This window comes from Xanthomonas sp. NCPPB 3959 (genome assembly GCF_056675575.1).
Window position 1 is genome coordinate 150,108 of sequence record NZ_JBWWVR010000008.1, and the last position, 17,255, is coordinate 167,362.

Annotated in this window: 14 protein-coding genes and 1 tRNA gene; 5 read left to right on the forward strand and 10 right to left on the reverse strand. The window is 63.9% G+C overall.

Annotation, left to right across the window (positions count from 1 at the left end):
• Nucleotides 1-87 (reverse strand) — tRNA-Leu (locus tag AC1KVG_RS11325).
• A gap of 121 nt (nt 88-208) precedes the next feature.
• Between AC1KVG_RS11325 and rnr the strand changes: the two genes are divergently transcribed.
• The 4 genes from rnr (at nt 209) to AC1KVG_RS11345 (ending at nt 7,642) form a co-directional block, all read left to right on the forward strand.
• Nucleotides 209-2,764 (forward strand): ribonuclease R, encoded by a 2,556-nt coding sequence (gene rnr / locus AC1KVG_RS11330; protein ID WP_176341008.1) that lies wholly within the window; start codon nt 209-211, stop codon nt 2,762-2,764.
• A 141-nt stretch (nt 2,765-2,905) separates the two neighbouring features.
• Nucleotides 2,906-3,379 carry a GFA family protein gene (locus AC1KVG_RS11335; protein ID WP_481094466.1) on the forward strand — a complete coding sequence of 158 codons (474 nt, stop codon included), beginning with the start codon at nt 2,906-2,908 and terminating at the stop codon, nt 3,377-3,379.
• Nucleotides 3,380-3,593: 214 nt separating this feature from the next.
• Nucleotides 3,594-4,343: a 23S rRNA (guanosine(2251)-2'-O)-methyltransferase RlmB gene (rlmB, locus tag AC1KVG_RS11340; protein WP_006450313.1), complete on the forward strand. Its 750-nt coding sequence runs from the start codon at nt 3,594-3,596 to the stop codon at nt 4,341-4,343.
• 254 nt (nt 4,344-4,597) lie between these two features.
• Nucleotides 4,598-7,642 (forward strand): diguanylate cyclase domain-containing protein, encoded by a 3,045-nt coding sequence (locus AC1KVG_RS11345; protein ID WP_481094467.1) that lies wholly within the window; start codon nt 4,598-4,600, stop codon nt 7,640-7,642.
• Nucleotides 7,643-7,824: 182 nt separating this feature from the next.
• On the opposite strand, the gene rnt is transcribed toward AC1KVG_RS11345, so the two are convergent.
• The 9 genes from rnt to AC1KVG_RS11390 form a co-directional block, all read right to left on the reverse strand.
• On the reverse strand, nt 7,825-8,466 hold the full coding sequence (rnt, locus tag AC1KVG_RS11350; RefSeq protein WP_481094468.1) for a ribonuclease T: 642 nt from the start codon (nt 8,464-8,466) through the stop codon (nt 7,825-7,827).
• 142 nt (nt 8,467-8,608) lie between these two features.
• Nucleotides 8,609-9,019, reverse strand: a complete 411-nt coding sequence (locus tag AC1KVG_RS11355; RefSeq protein ID WP_481094469.1) for an RcnB family protein — start codon at nt 9,017-9,019, stop codon at nt 8,609-8,611.
• Between the two features lie 131 nt (nt 9,020-9,150).
• Nucleotides 9,151-9,855 carry a phosphate signaling complex protein PhoU gene (gene phoU / locus AC1KVG_RS11360; RefSeq protein WP_023903588.1) on the reverse strand — a complete coding sequence of 235 codons (705 nt, stop codon included), beginning with the start codon at nt 9,853-9,855 and terminating at the stop codon, nt 9,151-9,153.
• Nucleotides 9,856-9,983: 128 nt separating this feature from the next.
• Nucleotides 9,984-10,814, reverse strand: a complete 831-nt coding sequence (pstB, locus tag AC1KVG_RS11365; protein WP_023903589.1) for a phosphate ABC transporter ATP-binding protein PstB — start codon at nt 10,812-10,814, stop codon at nt 9,984-9,986.
• Nucleotides 10,815-10,836: 22 nt separating this feature from the next.
• Nucleotides 10,837-11,700, reverse strand: coding sequence for a phosphate ABC transporter permease PstA (pstA, locus tag AC1KVG_RS11370; RefSeq protein ID WP_006450307.1), 864 nt, complete (start codon nt 11,698-11,700; stop codon nt 10,837-10,839).
• Nucleotides 11,700-12,674, reverse strand: a complete 975-nt coding sequence (gene pstC, locus AC1KVG_RS11375; RefSeq protein ID WP_481094470.1) for a phosphate ABC transporter permease subunit PstC — start codon at nt 12,672-12,674, stop codon at nt 11,700-11,702. The genes pstA and pstC overlap by 1 nt, the downstream gene beginning before the upstream one ends.
• Nucleotides 12,675-12,786: 112 nt before the next feature.
• The gene (pstS, locus tag AC1KVG_RS11380; protein ID WP_481094471.1) at nt 12,787-13,881 is read right to left on the reverse strand and encodes a phosphate ABC transporter substrate-binding protein PstS; all 1,095 of its coding nucleotides are present in this window, start codon (nt 13,879-13,881) and stop codon (nt 12,787-12,789) included.
• A 188-nt stretch (nt 13,882-14,069) separates the two neighbouring features.
• A complete protein-coding gene (pstS, locus tag AC1KVG_RS11385) occupies nt 14,070-15,089 on the reverse strand; it encodes a phosphate ABC transporter substrate-binding protein PstS (protein ID WP_115038108.1) in 1,020 nt (339 codons plus the stop codon).
• 197 nt (nt 15,090-15,286) lie between these two features.
• Nucleotides 15,287-16,537, reverse strand: coding sequence for an OprO/OprP family phosphate-selective porin (locus AC1KVG_RS11390; protein ID WP_006450303.1), 1,251 nt, complete (start codon nt 16,535-16,537; stop codon nt 15,287-15,289).
• Nucleotides 16,538-16,876: 339 nt separating this feature from the next.
• Here AC1KVG_RS11390 and AC1KVG_RS11395 point away from each other — a divergent pair, with 339 nt between their 5' ends.
• Nucleotides 16,877-17,197, forward strand: coding sequence for a hypothetical protein (locus tag AC1KVG_RS11395; RefSeq protein WP_176341075.1), 321 nt, complete (start codon nt 16,877-16,879; stop codon nt 17,195-17,197).
• Nucleotides 17,198-17,255: the final 58 nt, after the last annotated feature.

Here is a 17,255-nt window from a genome sequence, read left to right on the forward strand (position 1 = left end):
TGGTGCCCAGAAGAGGACTCGAACCTCCACGAAGTTGCCCCCGCTAGCACCTGAAGCTAGTGCGTCTACCAATTCCGCCACCTGGGCAAGGTGAGCCGCGAATTTTGCAGGCTCCTGGCGGCCTTGTCAACGGGTGAACACGGCGATCTACGCCTGGACGGGCCGGCTTTCAGCCCACATCGAGGCTGCACGGGGTAATATGATGGCAATGACCAAGAAAAACACCCCAGATTCCGATCGGCCGAGTCGCCGCAATTCCGCCAACACTGGCGAGCCCACCACCGCCGAAAAACAGAAGTTGCCGGGGTGGATGCCTGACTTCCTGGTTCGCGCCGCCGCTGGCGCCTCGACCAAGTCCGCAAACAAGCGCGCTGCCGATAAAGCCGCGCAAGCCTCGCCAGAGCTGCAAGTAGCGCCGCCGCTGCCTGAGCCGCCGGCTCCGCGCGCACCGCATCCGCGCAAGAGCGGCCCGCCTGCGCCGCCGCCGGAACGCCTGCAGTCCGTCCAGCCTGCAGCTGTCACTGCTTCTCCCGCTGCCGCCGCTGAGTTCAAGGATCCGCACGCCGATCGCGAAGCACTGCGCTACGCCGAGCCGATCGCCAGCCGCGAGGCCATCCTGCAGCTGCTCGAAGCCTGCGACGGCCCGCAGACCGCCGAAGAAATCGCCGAGCAGTTGCATCTGAGCGACCGCATCGACGCGTTGGGCAAGCGCCTTTCCGCGATGGTGCGCGAAGCGCAGCTGGTGCAGAACCGCCGTGGCGGCTACGCGCCGGTGCAGCAGACCAGCCTGATCGCCGGCGTGGTGATCGCTAATCCGGAAGGCTTCGGCTTCCTTAAGCCGGACGAAGGCGGCGACGACCTGTTCCTGCCGCCGTACGAAATGCGCAAGGTCATGCACGGCGATCGTGCGCTGGCCAACGTCACCGGCATCGACCGCCGCGGCCGTCGCGAAGGCGCGATTGCACGCGTGCTCGAACGCCGCATGTCGCGCATGCTCGGGCGTTTCTTCTACGAGCACGGCGTGGCCTACGTCGACCCCGACGACAAGCGCGTGCAACGCAATGTGCAGATCGCACCGGACGGCATCGGTGAAGCGCGCGAAGGGCAGTTGGTGGTGTGCGAGCTGATCGCGCCGCCGGATGCGCGTCGTCCCGCGATCGGCAAGATCATCGCGGTGCTCGGCGACAAGCTGACCCCGTCGCTGGTGGTGGAAATGGCCATCCACGGCCACGAGCTGCCGCACGAGTTCTCGCAGGAAGTGCTGGACGAGGCCGCCGCGGTGCCGCTGGTGGTCGAGCCGCAGATGATCGGCGGGCGTGTGGACCTGCGGCAGATGCCGCTGGTCACCATCGATGGCGAAGACGCCAAGGATTTCGACGACGCGGTGTATTGCGAACCCAACGCCGACGGCTTCCGTCTGGTGGTGGCAATCGCCGACGTCTCCAACTATGTGCGTCCGGGCACGCCGCTGGACGACGAAGCGCAGAAGCGCGCCACCTCGGTGTATTTCCCGGGGTTCGTGGTGCCGATGCTGCCGGAGACGCTGTCCAACGGCATCTGCTCGCTGATGCCCAAGGTCGACCGCATGTGCTTCGTCTGCGACATGCAGGTGGGCCGCGATGGCGAAGTCACCGGCTCGCGCTTCTACGAAGCGGTGATGAACTCGCATGCGCGCCTGACCTACAACCAGGTGTGGAAGGCGGTCGGCGAAGACGATGCCGACACCAAGGCCTTTATCGGCCCGTTGCTGCCGCAGGTGCAGCGTCTGCATCAGCTGTACAACGTGCTGTCGAAGGCGCGCACGCATCGCGGCGCGATCGAGTTCGAGACCTCCGAAGTGCGCTTCGTGCTCGACAACACCGGTGAAGTCACTCAGGCCGGCATGCTGGTGCGCAACGATGCGCACAAGCTGATCGAAGAATGCATGATCGCGGCTAACGTCGAGGCCGCACGCTATCTGCTGAGCATGCATGTGCCGGCGCCGTACCGCGTGCATGAGCGGCCGCCGGAGAGCAAGTTCGAAGACCTGCTGGAGTTCCTCAAGGAATTCCAGCTGAGCCTGCCGGCCTGGAGCAAGGTGCGCCCCGGCGATTACACCAAGCTGCTGAAGAAGGTGCGCGCGCGCCCCGACGCCGCGTTGCTGGAATCGGTGCTGCTGCGCAGCCAGAGCCTGGCGGTGTACTCGCCCGACAACAACGGTCACTTCGGTCTGGCATTGGAGGCGTATGCGCACTTCACCTCGCCGATCCGGCGTTACCCGGATCTGCTGGTGCACCGCGCAATCAAGCATGCCTTGACCGGCGCCAGCCCGGAAAAATATATCTATACCCCACGCCAGATGTCGGCATTGTCGCTGCAGTGCTCCGAGCGCGGACGGCGTGCCGACGAAGCCGAGCGCGAGGTCGACGAGCGTTATCGCGCCGCGTGGATGGAAAAGCATGTCGGCGGCCAGTTCGATGGCGTGATCAGCGGTGTGACCGGCTTCGGCCTGTTTGTGGAATTGAACGAATCCAAGGTCAACGGTCTGGTGCATGTCACCCAGTTGCCGCAGGACTATTACCAGTTCGACCCGATCCGCAAGACGCTCAGTGGCGAACGCCGCGGTCGCGCCTTCCGCCTGGGCGACCCGGTGCGTGTGCTGGTGCTCAAGGCGAGCATGGAAGAGCGCAAGATCGACTTCCGTCTGGCCGAAGATGGCGCAGCGCCCGAAGCGCCGTTGCCGCAGCGCGAGAAGCCGGCCAAGCGCAAGAAAAAGCAATACTAAGCGCGACGACACCATCGCGAGTTGCTGCCTGGCGGCGGCTCGCGATGCGTGCGGATCGCAAGATATGACGCTACAGGTCCTTGCGAGTCACAAGCTCGCAACGATCTCCGGTCATCCGTGTTCAACAGGGCTGAGGCAACGATGGACGCAGCACTCGAGTACAGCGGTGGCTGCCAATGCGGCGCTGTGCGTTTCCGCGTGCGCGGCAGGTTGTCGGACGCTTCGATCTGCCATTGCCGCATGTGTCAGAAAGCCTTCGGTGCCTACTACGCGCCGTTGGTTTCCGTGCGCGGCAGCGAGTTCAGCTGGACACGTGGCGAGCCGAAACGCTTCGCTTCTTCCTCGCTGGTGTCGCGTGGATTCTGTGCCGAATGCGGCACGCCGCTGACCTATGAGGCGCCGGATGGCATCGCCATCGCCGCCGGTGCGTTCGATACGCCCGAACGGTTGCCACCGCTGATCCAGTACGGTGTGGAGCGCAAGCTGCCCTTCGTCGATGCATTGGGTGATCTGCCGGCGCGTACCACCGAGGACGATGTGGCTGCATTGGCGTTTCTGGCCGACCTCGTGTCAAGGCAGCATCCGGATCACGATACCGAGCAGTGGCCGGTGTGAGTTCGCGCCCGCTGGCATGAGCGCACCTCGCACCGGTTCGCGACGGCCAGCGAGCGTAGGTGTCGGCAGCACCACCACGGTGCGAGCGTGATCTTGGCTCATCGCGATCCGCTCCACCGCGAGCTCCTCGTCGGCACCGCCATCCGCGCCCCGGCCGTGACGTGGCAGGCCGCAGGCCCTACCATTCCCCTTTATCTCTTCGTATGCCCGCGCAATGAGCAAACAGAATCAGTGGATCGTCGGCGTCAACGCCGTTGCCTCGTCGGTCGAGAATGACGCCGACAACGTGCGCGAGGTGTTGATCGAGGCCGGTAGCAAAAACCCGCGCCTGACCGAGATCGAAGAGCAGGCGCGCCGCAAGGGCATCGAGGTGCGTCGCGTCAACACGCAGGCGCTCGATGGCGTCGGTGGGCAGGTCCGCCACCAGGGCGTGGTCGCGCGGTACGCAGCGGCGCGGCTGTGGGCAGAAAACGAGCTCGAAGCCCTGGTGACGGCCGCCGAAGGACGTGCGCTGTTGCTGATCCTGGATGGCGTGCAGGACCCGCACAATCTCGGCGCCTGCCTGCGCAGCGCTGCCGCCGCCAGCGTCACTGCGGTGGTGATTCCCAAGGATAAATCGGCCACCGTCAATGCCACCGTGCGCAAGACCTCGGCCGGTGCGGCCGACCGGATTCCGGTGGTGGCGGTGACCAATCTGGCGCGGTGCCTACGTGATCTGCAGAAGCAGGGCGTGTGGCTGTACGGTCTGGCCGGCGAAGCCGAGGCGTCGCTCTACAGCGTGGACCTGCGCGGCAATGTCGGGCTGGTGCTCGGTGGCGAGGCCGATGGCCTGCGCCGGCTTACGCGCGAGCATTGCGATGGCCTGGTCAAGATTCCGATGCCGGGCGATATCGAAAGCCTCAACGTGTCGGTGGCGGCTGGTGTGACCTTGTTCGAAGCCGTGCGCCAGCGCCTGGGCGCGTAATCGCATTCGCGCCTAGAGATATGCGCGCGGATTGATCGCCAGACCCAAGCCGTCTCGTTCAACACGCACGCGTCGCATGTACTCGCAACAATCGTGCAGTTGCGCGCACGATTGCGCAGATGTCGATTGCGATGTGTCGCCGAGCGAAGACGCAACGCTTGTGCATCAGCACTTTCGACAACACGCCTATCGATTACCGACGCGCGCATGCGTTATTGCCTACCATATCGTCAGCAAACGGCGTGTTGTGTCCGATGAATCATGGGGTGGGCGCCTGTCGTACAGGCCAGAGCACGTGCGCCGTCAGGGCGCCGGCACGAGGAGATAGACAGTGGCAGCGCTGGCTTAGTGCCGGTGCCTGGTTGCTGTTGACGTTGTGCGCGTTCGCCGCGGCTGCCGCACCCGCTGCAACGGCGCAATTGCGCGACTACGCGATCGACAGCTGGAGTTCGCGCAACGGATTGCCGCACAACTCGCTGCGCGATATCGCCCAGACCCACGACGGCTACCTGTGGTTCGCCACCTGGGAAGGCCTGGTGCGCTACAACGGGCTGGAATTCAGCGTCATCGATCGCAGCACGCGCCCCGGCTTGCCCGATAACGGCGTCGGTGCGTTGTATGTCGATCGCGACGGCGCACTGTGGCTGAGCGATGCACGCGGCAATCTGGTGCGACACAGCGCCGATGGGCAATGGCGGCGCTGGGAGCGACGAGGGCAATGGCCGCAAGCGCTGATCCACGCAATGACCATGGATGCGCAAGGCCGCATGTGGTTATTGTTCGAAGGGCACGGGCTTGGTTGCCTGTGGCCGGATGGGCGCTTCGCGTATTTCCCGCCGCGCGATGGCGTGCCGCTGCAGAGCAGCTTTCCGCGCATGCTGTTTGACGACCAGGGGCGGTTGCTGATCGGCACGCTCGACGGGCTGATCTACCGCGAACTGGATGGACACATGCATCGCGCGCCTGCGGCGTTCGGCCTGCCGCCCGGTCTGGCATGGCCGTATCGCGCACCGGACGGCACCATCTGGGTCGTCGCGGGCGAGCAGTTGTATCGCCTGCGGGGCGAACGCGCCGAGCTGACGCATCGCATACCGGGGCAGGGACACTTCACTGCGATGCTGCAGGATCGCCATGGCGACCTGTGGCTGGGCAGCGAAAACCAGGGGTTGCTGCGGATTGGCAGTCATGGGGTGGAGCATTTGCCAGCCGGCCGTAGCCTGCCGACAGGGCGCATCGTCAGCCTGCGCGAGGATGCCGAAGGCAGCATCTGGGTCGGCGCCAATGGCGGCCTGTTCCGGCTGCGCGAAACCTTGTTCAGCAGCTACACCCAGCGCGATGGCCTGAGTGGCGACTATGCCCGCGCGGTGCTGGAAGACCGCGACGGCAGTCTGTGGATTGCGAGCACCGCAGGCCTGGATCGCATGCTGCCGGACGGGAGCATCGTGCCGGTGCCGGTTGCCACTCCCTCCGGACGCAAGCTCTCGGTGCTGAGCCTGGCGCTGGATCGGCAGGGCGACCTGTGGGTGGGCACCTATGCCGATGGCGTCTTCGTCCTGCGCGACGGACGCGTGCTGCGGCACTACGGCGAGGCCGAGGGCATTCCCAGCGGGCATATCCGCGCCATCGTGATCGACGACGCCGCCGCCGACCACGCAGTGGTGTGGCTGGCCACGCAGCGCGGCGTGGTCAAGTTGGTGGACGGCACGCGAGTGGCGTTGACGATCGACGGCCTGCCCGATGGCGTGGTGACCGCGCTGGCGCGCATCGATGGTGCGCTGTGGATCGGGTCGGTCGATGGCGCTGCGGTGCTGCGCGACGGCAAGCTGCAGCAGTTGGGATTGGAGCGACTTGGCGGCGCCCGCAGCGTGTTCGGTTTTCAGAGCATCGGCAACGCTGTCTGGATCTCGACCGACCGCGGCCTGTATCGCGTGCGCCAGGGCGCGCTGGCACGCGTGGGCCTGGAGCAGGGCATGCCGGTGGATACGGTGTTCCAACTGGTCAACGACCGCCTCGGCAACGCGTGGATCAGCAGCAATCGCGGCGTCCTGCGCACCGAACTCGGCACGCTCGACGCGGTCGCCGATGGACGCGGCCGGCTCACCATCGAACGTTATGGCGAGATCGATGGCATGGGCAACGCGCAGGCCAATGGCAGCTCCAGCCCGAGCATGATCGCGCGCGCCGACGGTTCGGTGTGGGTGGTCACTGCAGGCGGCATCAGCACGGTCGATCCATCGCGGTTGCAGCGCTTTCGCGAGCGCCGCGCGCCGCCTGCATTGATCGAGAGCGTGCAGCAGGATGGCCGCCCGCTGGCCTGGCGGCAGCAGGCAAAGCTGCCCGGCGGGCATCGCTTGAACGTGTCCTACGTCGGCATGAGCTTTCTGTTGCCGGAGCGGATCGAGTACCGCACCCGCCTGGAAGGCCTGGACAACGACTGGACCGAACGTGGCCGGCAGCGCAGCGTGGAATTCATCGGCTTGCCGCCCGGCCGCTATCGTTTGCATGTGGCGGCCCGGCACCCTGGCGGTGCGTGGAGTCCGCACGAGGCGATGTGGGCGTTCGAGGTCTTGCCGCTGTGGTGGCAACGCCACGACGTGCGTTTTGCGGCAGTGCTGGCTGCGCTGCTTGCGCTCGCCTTGTTGTACCGGTTGCTGCTGCATCGCTACAAGACCCACAACGCACGCCTGGCCGAACTGGTGCGCAAACGCACCGAAGATCTGCAGTTGCAGGCGCAGCGCCTGCTGCAGGCCAACCAGGAAAAGAGCGAGCTACTGACGCGGCTACGCATCAAGTCCGACGTGTTCGAGCGCCAGGCGCACGAAGACGCACTGACCGGGCTCCCCAATCGTCGCCACTTCGACGAAGCGCTGGCGCGCGACATCAGTCGCGCACGCCGCAGTGGGCGCTCGCTGGTACTGGCGATTCTGGATATCGATCACTTCAAGCGCATCAACGACCATTACTCGCATGCCAGTGGCGATGCGGTGCTGCATGAAGTGGGTGTGCTGCTGATTGCCGCCGCACGTGCCTCGGATCTGCCGGCCCGGCTCGGCGGCGAAGAATTCGCCCTGCTGCTCGCCGACACTTCGCTGGAAGAGGCGCAGGCGCTATGCCTGCGTATCCGCGCGCTGTTCCATGCGCGTCAAGACTGGGGCGGCGTGGACGGCCTGCAAGTGACCTTTAGTGCCGGCGTGGCCGAGCTGCGCGATGACGACACCGGCTCATCACTGATGCAACGCGCTGACCACGCCTTGTACGAAGCCAAGAGTGCAGGGCGCGATCGGATCTGCGTGGGTTAGGGCCGGGATTCGGGATTGGGGATTCGCAAAAGCGAGCTAACTAGCGCTTCCCTTCTCCTACGGGAGAAGGTGCCCCGCAGGGGCGGATGAGGGTACGGCCGCACGCAGTGGCGCCGCCAAATGCAGATTTTTCAAGCAGAGGCACCCCATGCTTTTGCGAATCCCCAATCCCCAATCCCAGCTCAAACAGGCCCCGGCCAGGCATTGGCAATCTTGCAAAACAACCGCGCAGTCTGCTCGGTGTCGTACACCGCGCTATGCGCATCGGCCGCGTTCCAATCCAGGCCTGCGGCTTGCGCTGCGCGCGCCAGCACGGTCTGCCCGTACGCCACACCGGCCAAGGTCACGGTATCGAACACGCTGAACGGATGAAACGGATTGCGTTTGTGGCCCACGCGCGCGACTGCGGCGTTAAGGAAGTTTAGATCGAAATGCGCGTTGTGGCCGACCAGGATCGCGCGCTGGCAGCCGTACTTCTTCACCGCCGCACGCACTGGCGCGAACACATGATCCAGCGCGTCTTTCTCCTGCTTGGCGAAGCGGAACGGGTGGTCGAGCACGATGCCGGTGATTTCCAGCGACTTCGGGTCGATCTCCAGGCCCGGCGCCGGCACCAGATGTGCGCTGGCGGTGTCGCCCGGAAAGAAGCGACCGTCGGCATCCATTTCGATCGGCACGCAGGCGATTTCCAGCAGCGCGTGTTTGTTCCAGTCGAATCCACCGGTTTCCACATCCACCACCACGGGCAGATAGCCGCGAAAGCGCCGCGACATGGGCAAGAAGGAGGAGGCAGGCTGCAGGTCGACCGGTTCGTTCATCGGCATAGCCTAGCAGGTCGCACGCCGTGCTCGATCGTGGCCAGGTGCCGGCCACACATGCCCTGCGCGCGCAGCGCTCCGGCAAACAAAAGCCCGACCCGCGTTGCCGCGGATCGGGCCCAGTTTGACGACGCATCTGACGGTTCGCTTAGTGACCGGCGACCACGCTTGCGATCAGGCCGGTGGCCACTGCAATCAGCACGTAGTTGTTGTCCACCTGGCGCCATTCGTGCCCGCGCGGTGGCTTGTTCAGATGATGCTTGTGGTAATCGGCGACGCGATTGCCACGATGGTCCGGCGCCAGGCGCTCGCCACGCCGGTAAGGCGGGCCGCGGCGGTCGTTGCGGTGATCGTCGTTGTGGGTGCTGCGGCGATCGTCGCGCTTGTCGTCGTGCCTGTCATCACGATGGTCGTCGCGGCGGTCGTTGCCGCGATCATCGTGACGCTGCGCAGTGTGGTCGCGATCATGATCGCGGTCGTCGTGTTGCTGAGGCGCAGCGAACGCTGCAGCGGAGGTCAGCAGCGACAAAGCCATGAGAGATCCAATGATGCGTTTCATCTGCGTACTCCTGCGTCACAGGAACGGCCTGTGTAATTTCACACTAGGCTTGATTAGCTGAATACGTAATGAAATAAAGCGTTTCGGCTGGTTTCAGCGTATCGATGGCTGTTGCCGGCACGCGTCTTGAATCAAATGACGCGGGTAGTGTCGTCGCGCTTCACTCGCGGCGGCAGCGGCTGTTCGCCATGCACCAGGAACCACACGTTCTCGGCGATGTTGGTCGCGTGGTCGCCGATGCGTTCCAGATTCTTGGCCATGAACAGCAGATGCGTGCAGGGAGTGATGTTGCGCGGATCCTCCATCATGTAGGTCAGCAATTCGCGAAACAGCGCGGTGTACTGCGCGTCCAGGCGTGCATCTTCATCGCGTACGCGAATCGCCGCATCGGCATCCTTGTTGCGATAGGCCTGCACGGCTTCGCGCACGGCATGCGCGGCCATCTGGCCCAGCGCACGCAGGCCCACGGTCTGTGGCAGCGGCGGTGCAGAGTTGAGCGCGATCGAGCGCTTGGCCACGTTGGCCGCGTAATCGCCGATGCGTTCGATGTCGGCAGGAATACGCAGGCCGGCCAGGATCTCGCGCAGGTCGCGCGCCATCGGACCACGCAACGCCAGGCGCATCACGTCGTGGCTGATCGCATGCTCCAGCGCATCGATCGCTTCGTCGTTGACCACGATGCGATGTGCGGCGTTGTCGTCGCGACGCTCCACCACATCCAGCGCGGCTTCCAGCTGCGCCACCGCCGTGTCGCCCATGCGCACGATCTCGGCGACAAGACGGTGCTGCTCCTCGTCGTAGCTTTTGACGATATGGTCGTTGAGGTGCTGGTTCATCGTGATCTCGATTCGTGGCAGTGGTGGATGTCCGCCGTCACCTTGGCGACATCGCACGTGATGTTGATGTCGTGCCGGGCGGTGCGGCGGAGCTGCGTCAATGCGGCGTTGCGATGTCTGGCCCTACATCAACCGAAACGACCGGTGATGTAATCCTCGGTTTGCTGCTTGGACGGCTGGGAAAAGATCGTTTCGGTGCGGTCGTGTTCGATCAGGTCGCCCAGGTACATGAAAGCGGTGTAGTCCGATACGCGCGCGGCCTGCTGCATGTTGTGGGTCACGATCACGATGGTGTATTCGCGCTTGAGTTCTTCCACCAGCTGCTCGATACGGCTGGTGGAAATCGGATCCAGCGCCGAGGTCGGTTCGTCCAGCAGCAACACATCCGGTCGCAGCGCCACCGCACGTGCGATGCACAGCCGCTGCTGCTGACCGCCGGACAGACCCAGCGCGCTTTGCCCCAGCTTGTCCTTGACCTCGTCCCACAGCGCACCTTGACGCAGCGCCTGCTCGACGCGGTTCTGCATGTCGGCCTTGGACAGTTTTTCGTGGTGACGAATACCGTAGGCGACGTTTTCGAAAATCGTCATCGGAAACGGCACCGGCTTCTGAAACACCATGCCGACCTTGCTGCGCAGCCGGTTCATCGGGTACTTCGGCGACAGGATGTTTTCACCGTCCAGCAGCACTTCGCCGCGCGCTTCCATCTTCGGATACAGCGCATAGATGCGATTGAAGATGCGCAGCAAGGTGGACTTACCGCAACCCGAAGGCCCGATCAGCGCGGTGACGCGCTTTTCCGGAATCTCGATGTTGATGCTCTTGAGCGCGTGGTACTTGTCGTAATAGAAATCCAGATTGCGTGCGGCCACCTTCACCGGCGCCTGCGCCGTCGGCGCCCCCTTGGCGGCCGGGACAGCGATGCGATGCATCGGCTTGGCGTTTTGGAGATCGTTCATGTCGGGTGTCCGGAAGGAAAGGTCAGTCATTGGAAATCTTGTTGCGCAATAGCAGCGCGCGTGCGCCCAGGCTCACCAACAACACGAACGCGGTCAGTACCAGTGCGCCGGACCAGGCCAGGGTCTGCCAGGTCTCGTAGGGGCTGCCGGCGAACTGATTCATGATCACCGGCACGCTGGCCATCGGCTGAAAGATATTGCTGTTCCAGTATTGATTGCCGAAGGCAGTGAACAGCAGTGGCGCGGTCTCGCCGCTGATGCGTGCCAGCGCCAGCAGGATGCCGGTGAGAATGCCGGCCGAGGCGGCGCGATATAGCACCTGCACGGTGACCTTCCACTGCGGGATGCCGAGCGACAACGCCGCTTCGCGCATCTGCGCCGGCACCAGACGCAACATTTCGTCGGTGGTCCGCACCACCACCGGCAGCACGATGAAGGCCAGCGACAACGCACCGGCAAACGCCGAGAAGCGCCCGCCGGTCTGCATCACGTACAGCGTGTAGACGAACAGGCCGAGCACGATCGACGGCGCCGACAACAGAATGTCGTTGACGAAACGCACCACCAAACCGGTCTTGCGCGCATTGCCGTATTCGGCCAGCCAGGTACCGGCGGCAATGCCGAGCGGGGTGCCGATCGCCAGCGCCAGGCCGCACATCACCGCACTGCCGAAGAAGGCGTTGAGCAAACCACCTTCCTGCATCGGCGGCGGTGTCATCTTGGTAAACAAATTGAGGTCGATGCCCGGCACGCCCTTGGACAACAAGGTCCACAGGATCCAGGCCAGGAAGAACAGACCGAACAACGCAGTGACGCACGACAGCAGCAGCGCCACCACATTGATCACGCGGCGGCGGTTGTAGAGGGATTGCGAGACCGAGGACATCAGTTGCCCTCCCGACGCGACAGCTGCATCAGCATGAAGCGCGCAATCGCCAGCACGATGAAGGTGACGATGAACAAGACGAAGCCGAGCAGCAACAATGCCGAGCGATACGTTTCGGTGGCCTCGCCGAAGTCATTGGCGATCAAGGCAGCGATGGTGGTGCCAGGCTCCAGCAGCGACGGCGACAGCCGCACCGTGTTGCCGACCACGAATGCCACTGCCATGGTTTCGCCCAGCGCCCGGCCCAGGCCCAGAAACACGCCGCCAATCACCGCAGAGCGGGTGTACGGCAGCACGATGTCCCAGCTGACTTCCCACTTGGTCGAGCCCAGCGCGTAGGCCGATTCCTTCAAACGCGTGGGCACGGTCAGAAACACTTCGCGCATCACCGAGGAGATAAACGGAATCACCATGATCGCCAGCACGAAGCCTGCAGTCAGCAACCCGATCCCCAGCGGCGGGCCCTGAAACAACGGACCGATCAACGGCAGCGTGCCCATGTGATCGTTGAGCCAGGGCGTCACGTGCTCGGTCATCACCGGCACCAGCACGAACAGGCCCCACATGCCGTAGATGATCGACGGGATGCCAGCCAGCAATTCGATCGCGGTACCGACCGGACCGCGCAACCAGCGCGGCGCCACTTCGGTGAGGAAGAATGCGATGCCGAAACTCACCGGCACCGCAATCACCATCGCGATCAACGCGGTGACCAGGGTGCCGTAGATCGGCGCCAGTGCACCGTATTTGTTTTCCACCGGATTCCAGTCGGCGGAATAGAAAAAGCTCAGGCCCTGCATCTGCAAGGCATGGCGTCCGCCCCACAGCATCGACAGCGCGGCGCTGCCGAGCGCCAGCAGGACGAAAACGACCGTGGCGGCCAACGCAAGCTTGAACAGGCGATCGGCACGCGCATCGCGCAGATCGCGGCCGCGTGGTGCGGTCATCGCTTCGGGAATGGCGGTGGCATTCATTCGATTGGACTCGTCACCCGCGCAATCGCGGGAGCGTGAGACAACAGGAACGGTGAGGCGCCCGCAGGCACCTCACCGCAGCGCAACCCGCCACAACAGCGGGTGCAGGGCATCACTTGAACTCGCTGGCCCAGTAGGCCTGGATCTGCTTCACCAGTTCCGGCGGCAGCGGCACGTAATGCAGTTCGCTGGCCTGGGTCTGGCCGTTTTCCAGCGCCCACTTGAAGAACTCCAGCGTTGCCTTGCTGCGCACCGCATCCTTGGGCTGCTTGTGCATCAGCATGAAGTTGGTGGCGGTGATCGGCCAGGCCTTCTCGCCCGGTGCATTGGTGATCACCAGATTGAAGTCCTTGGCATTGGCCCAGTCGGCGCTGGCGGCTGCGGCGGCGAAGCTTTCCGCATTCGGCTCCACCCACTGGCCGGCTGCATTCTGCAGCGAGGCGTAGGGCATCTTGTTCTGCAGGGCATAGGCCAGTTCGACGTAACCGATCGAACCCTTGATTTGCTGCACGTACGAGGCAACACCTTCATTGCCCTTGCCGCCGACGCCGCCCGGCCACTGCACGGAGGTGCCTTCGCCGACCTTGCTCTTCCACTCCGGGCTGACCTTGGACAGGTAGTTGGAGAAGTTGAAGGTGGTGCCCGAGCCATCCGAGCGATGCACCAGGTTGATCTTGGTCGCCGGCAGGGTCACGCCCGGGTTGGCCGCGACAATCGCCGCGTCGTTCCACATCGTGACCTTGCCCAGGAAGATGTCGCCCAGCAGCGCGCCGGTCAGACGCAGCTTGCCCGGGGCGATGCCTTCCAGATTGATCACCGGCACCACGCCGCCGATCGCCGACGGGAACTGGCCCAGACCGGCCTGGGCAAGCTCGGCGCTGTCCAGCGGCTTGTCGGTCGAACCGAAGTCCACCGTGCCGGCCTTGATCTGCGCAATACCGCCGCCGGAGCCGATCGATTGGTAATTGACCTTGTTGCCGGTGGCGGCGTTGTAATCGGCCGACCACTTGGACACCAGCGGGTAGATGAAGGAGGCACCGGCGCCGGAGATTTCAGCGATCTTGCTGTCCCCGGCGGTGGCGCCTGCGCTGGGAGCGCCCTTGGTGGTGTCGCCGGACTGCGCATCCTTGCCGCCGGGCGAACACGCGGCCAGGGCGAGGGCGATGGTGAGAGACAGGGCGGTCAGGCTGGCCGACTGCAGTTTCATGGAAGCTCCGAGGCTGGATTGGCCGGGTGTCCGGCAGACGACGCTATGAAATGATGTTTTTGTTACACACGCATGACAGTGCCTTCTGGCGAAGGCATCACAAAAAAGACGCGACCCCGAAAGGGCCGCGTCCCGGTGCCGACGCCGGGGAGAGAGACGGCGTCGTTCCTGTTGCTATGGCTCTCTCTTTACTTGGGCAGATTCTTGGCCCAGTAGCCTTCGATCTGGGTCACCAGGCTGTCCGGCAGCGGCACGTAGTCCAGCTGCTTGGCCTGCGCATCGCCCTTGCTGTAGACCCAACGGAAGAAGTCCAGCGTGTTCTTGAGGCCTTCCGGACTCTTGGGCTTTTTCTGAACTAGGATGAAGTTGGTGGCAGTGATCGGCCAGGCGTTGTCGCCGGCGGCGTTGGTCATCACTAGATAGAAGTCCTTGCTATTGGCCCAGTCTGCGCTGTTGGCAGCGGCGGCGAAGGTCTCATCGGACGGCTGCACGAACTTGCCGGCGGCGTTCTTCATCGCGGTGTAGGCCATCTTGTTCTGCAGCGCATACGACAGCTCGACATAGCCGATACCGCCCTTGATCTGCTTGACGTAGGCGGCCACGCCCTCGTTGCCCTTGCCGCCGATGCCGGTCGGCCACTGCACCGCCGTGCCTTCGCCGACCTTGCTCTTCCAGTCCGGGTTGACCTTGGACAGGTAGTTGGTGAAGTTGAAGCTGGTGCCCGAACCATCCGAGCGATGCACCACGGTGATCTTGCCCTCGGGCAGCTTCACGCCCGGGTTGAGCGCGGCGATGGCCGGATCGTTCCAGGTGCTGACCTTGCCAATGAAGATGTCGCCCAGGGTCTTGCCATCCAGCTTGAGCGCACCGGGGGCGATGCCCGCCACGTTGACCACCGGCACCACGCCGCCGATCACCGACGGGAACTGCGCCAGACCGGCCGCTGCCAGTTCTTCCGGCTTGAGCGGCGCATCGGACGAGCCGAAGTCCACACTGGCCGCCTTGATCTGGGCAATGCCGCCACCCGAACCGATCGATTGATAGTTGACCTGCTTCTTGGTGGCCGCGTTGTAGTCGGCCGACCACTTGGACATCACCGGGTAAATAAACGACGCACCGGCACCTGTGACATCGGCGGCCTGGGCGCACAGCGCCAGCGAGGCGGCAAGCACGCCCACGGCCAGACGGGTCTTCAAAGAGTGGATCACGGAACAGCTCCTGTAGCGAAGGGATAAGGACGTCCCGCGTGCATGCCATTGCAGGGCAGGGGCATGACCGCGCGATGTCGGAGAGATGACATGACCATGACGGCGTTGCGCTGGCGCGCTTTGCCGGGTCTGGCGAAGGCGGTTGCCGCCGCCGCGCGCTCAGCCGAGCGCGCCACGGCGGCCGAACCGTCGCTCACTTACCAATAGAACTGCGCACGTGCCTCGATGATCGACGGGTTGTCGTCGACCAGGCCACGCGTGGCGCTGCTGTAACGGGTGCTCTCCACCTTCGCGTAGTCCAGCGCGAACTTGAAGTTGGAGCGCCAGTACCAGTTGGCGCCGATCGTCCACACATCCATCTTGCCGCCCAGCACGCCGTCCACGAACGGGGTGCTGCCATTGGAAACCAGGTGGCCGTCGTTGAGGTCCAGCGTGTCGTAGCGCACCGCCAGCTGCCACAGGCCGGAGGCCGGCGCGTTCGGCAGCGGGGTGGTCGGCACGCCGGCCTTGTAGCCCCAGGTCTCGCCGGTGATGTTCCAGACGCCGCTGACGTACCAGCCATCGCTCTTGTAATCGTTGGCGTTGTTGCCGATGCGCTTGGCGTTTTCCTGGAAGAATTCGCTCTGCAGCTTGAACGGGCCGGTGATCCACATCGCCTCGGCACCGGCCACACCCACGCTGTCCACGTTGGTGATGGCGCCGCTGTCGATCAGGCGGATGGTGGTCAGGTCGGCGTCCGGACGCGCGCGCAGGCGCAGGGTGTCGTCGTCGGTGTCGTAGCCCAGATAGCTGAGGCCGAAGTGCAGCACATTGCCGCTTTCGTTGATCGGCGCCCAGGTGCCGCGCGCGCCGTAGCCGCTGCCATGAGCCTGATTACGGGTCAGTTCGCGACCGAACGCACTGGCGGTGATGCTCCAGTTGTTGTCGCCCATGCCGTAGGCCACGCCCAGCCGGCGCGAGATGCCGTAGGTATTGGTCACCGCGGCCTTGGACACGAAATCGTTGTTCTTGGTGCTGGAGAGTTCTTCCAGGCTGTTGGGCTGCTTGAACTGACCGATCTGCAGGTAGTTGTTGGCGTTGCCGGCGAACTTGTACTTGATGTTGTTGTCGAGGAAGCGCCCGGTGCTGCGGATGGTGGTGCCGCGGATGGTGACTTCCTTCAGCACGCTCGGGTCATACCCGGCCACCCACTCGAAGTTGCCCGGGCCCTTGCCCTTGAGCACCAGCTCGGCGCGACGGATGCTGAATTCGGAATTGTCGCCGTTGGCGCCGATCGGGCCATTGAGGTCCTGCACATCGTTGTGGAACCAGTTGCCGTCGGCCTGGACCAGGCCTTCCAGCGAGACTTCGGAGCCGCCGATCACATCGATGGCGATTTCGGCATGCGCAGCGGGCGCGGCCAGCGCCAGCAACAAGGCCGAGCCGAGCAGGGTAGGAGAAAGTTTCATGGGTGCCTTGCGACCTGACGAGAAAGTGAGCGCAGGCTAGGGCGTGAAAGTTGCGTTAATGTGACAACTTCGGACTGCATCGCAATTTGATTTTTGCCAATAAAGACAAAGATTTACGCGTGTTTAAACTTTGTCAGTGTGTGTCATAAGTCTGAACGACGGCCGGTTTATGACAGTTGCGATAGCGCGCCTTTACCTGCTGCTGGCGGGCTCAAGCTTATGGCGACCTGAATCGATGCCGTGAAATGCCGGCCAATCAAGCGCTTTGTGCGTCGCACCACTTGCGCAGGCGCGTTCTAAATTGTTAGTTTCGAGGCCATGTTTCCTCGATTCCTCCAATTGCTGTTGGTCTGCCTGCTCGCGCTCACCGCGTGGTCGGCAGCCAATGCGCACGATCGCATCCACGATGCGCTTGTGGGCGACGGCTTGGCGGTGATGGTGGATGCTGGCGAAGAACGTGACGCAGCCGAAGATCTGCAGGACGACGGGGACGCACAGACCCAGGTCGATACCCATTCTGCAGACGACATCCCCTTGCTCTCCCAAGCATGGCCGGTGGTCGCACGCTATTTTCCCTCTTGGTACGCGCACTACGCGCCGGCATCTCAAAAACGCGACCTGATCCCGCAACTGCGTCCTCCTAACGCACTGCGCGCCTGATCCTTCGTTTGTCGCGTCAACCGGTGCTGCGCACCGGACTTATTTGATTTGTTCGTCT

Bases quoted from the DNA above. Each gene is read 5' to 3' on its own strand.
- rnr (WP_176341008.1), top strand. From the start codon at position 209: ATGACCAAGAAAAACACCCCAGATTCCGATCGGCCGAGTCGCCGCAAT.
- AC1KVG_RS11335 (WP_481094466.1), top strand. From the start codon at position 2,906: ATGGACGCAGCACTCGAGTACAGCGGTGGCTGCCAATGCGGCGCTGTG.
- rlmB (WP_006450313.1), top strand. From the start codon at position 3,594: ATGAGCAAACAGAATCAGTGGATCGTCGGCGTCAACGCCGTTGCCTCG.
- AC1KVG_RS11345 (WP_481094467.1), top strand. From the start codon at position 4,598: ATGAATCATGGGGTGGGCGCCTGTCGTACAGGCCAGAGCACGTGCGCC.
- rnt (WP_481094468.1), bottom strand. From the start codon at position 8,466: ATGCCGATGAACGAACCGGTCGACCTGCAGCCTGCCTCCTCCTTCTTG.
- AC1KVG_RS11355 (WP_481094469.1), bottom strand. From the start codon at position 9,019: ATGAAACGCATCATTGGATCTCTCATGGCTTTGTCGCTGCTGACCTCC.
- phoU (WP_023903588.1), bottom strand. From the start codon at position 9,855: ATGAACCAGCACCTCAACGACCATATCGTCAAAAGCTACGACGAGGAG.
- pstB (WP_023903589.1), bottom strand. From the start codon at position 10,814: ATGAACGATCTCCAAAACGCCAAGCCGATGCATCGCATCGCTGTCCCG.
- pstA (WP_006450307.1), bottom strand. From the start codon at position 11,700: ATGTCCTCGGTCTCGCAATCCCTCTACAACCGCCGCCGCGTGATCAAT.
- pstC (WP_481094470.1), bottom strand. From the start codon at position 12,674: ATGAATGCCACCGCCATTCCCGAAGCGATGACCGCACCACGCGGCCGC.
- pstS (WP_481094471.1), bottom strand. From the start codon at position 13,881: ATGAAACTGCAGTCGGCCAGCCTGACCGCCCTGTCTCTCACCATCGCC.
- AC1KVG_RS11390 (WP_006450303.1), bottom strand. From the start codon at position 16,537: ATGAAACTTTCTCCTACCCTGCTCGGCTCGGCCTTGTTGCTGGCGCTG.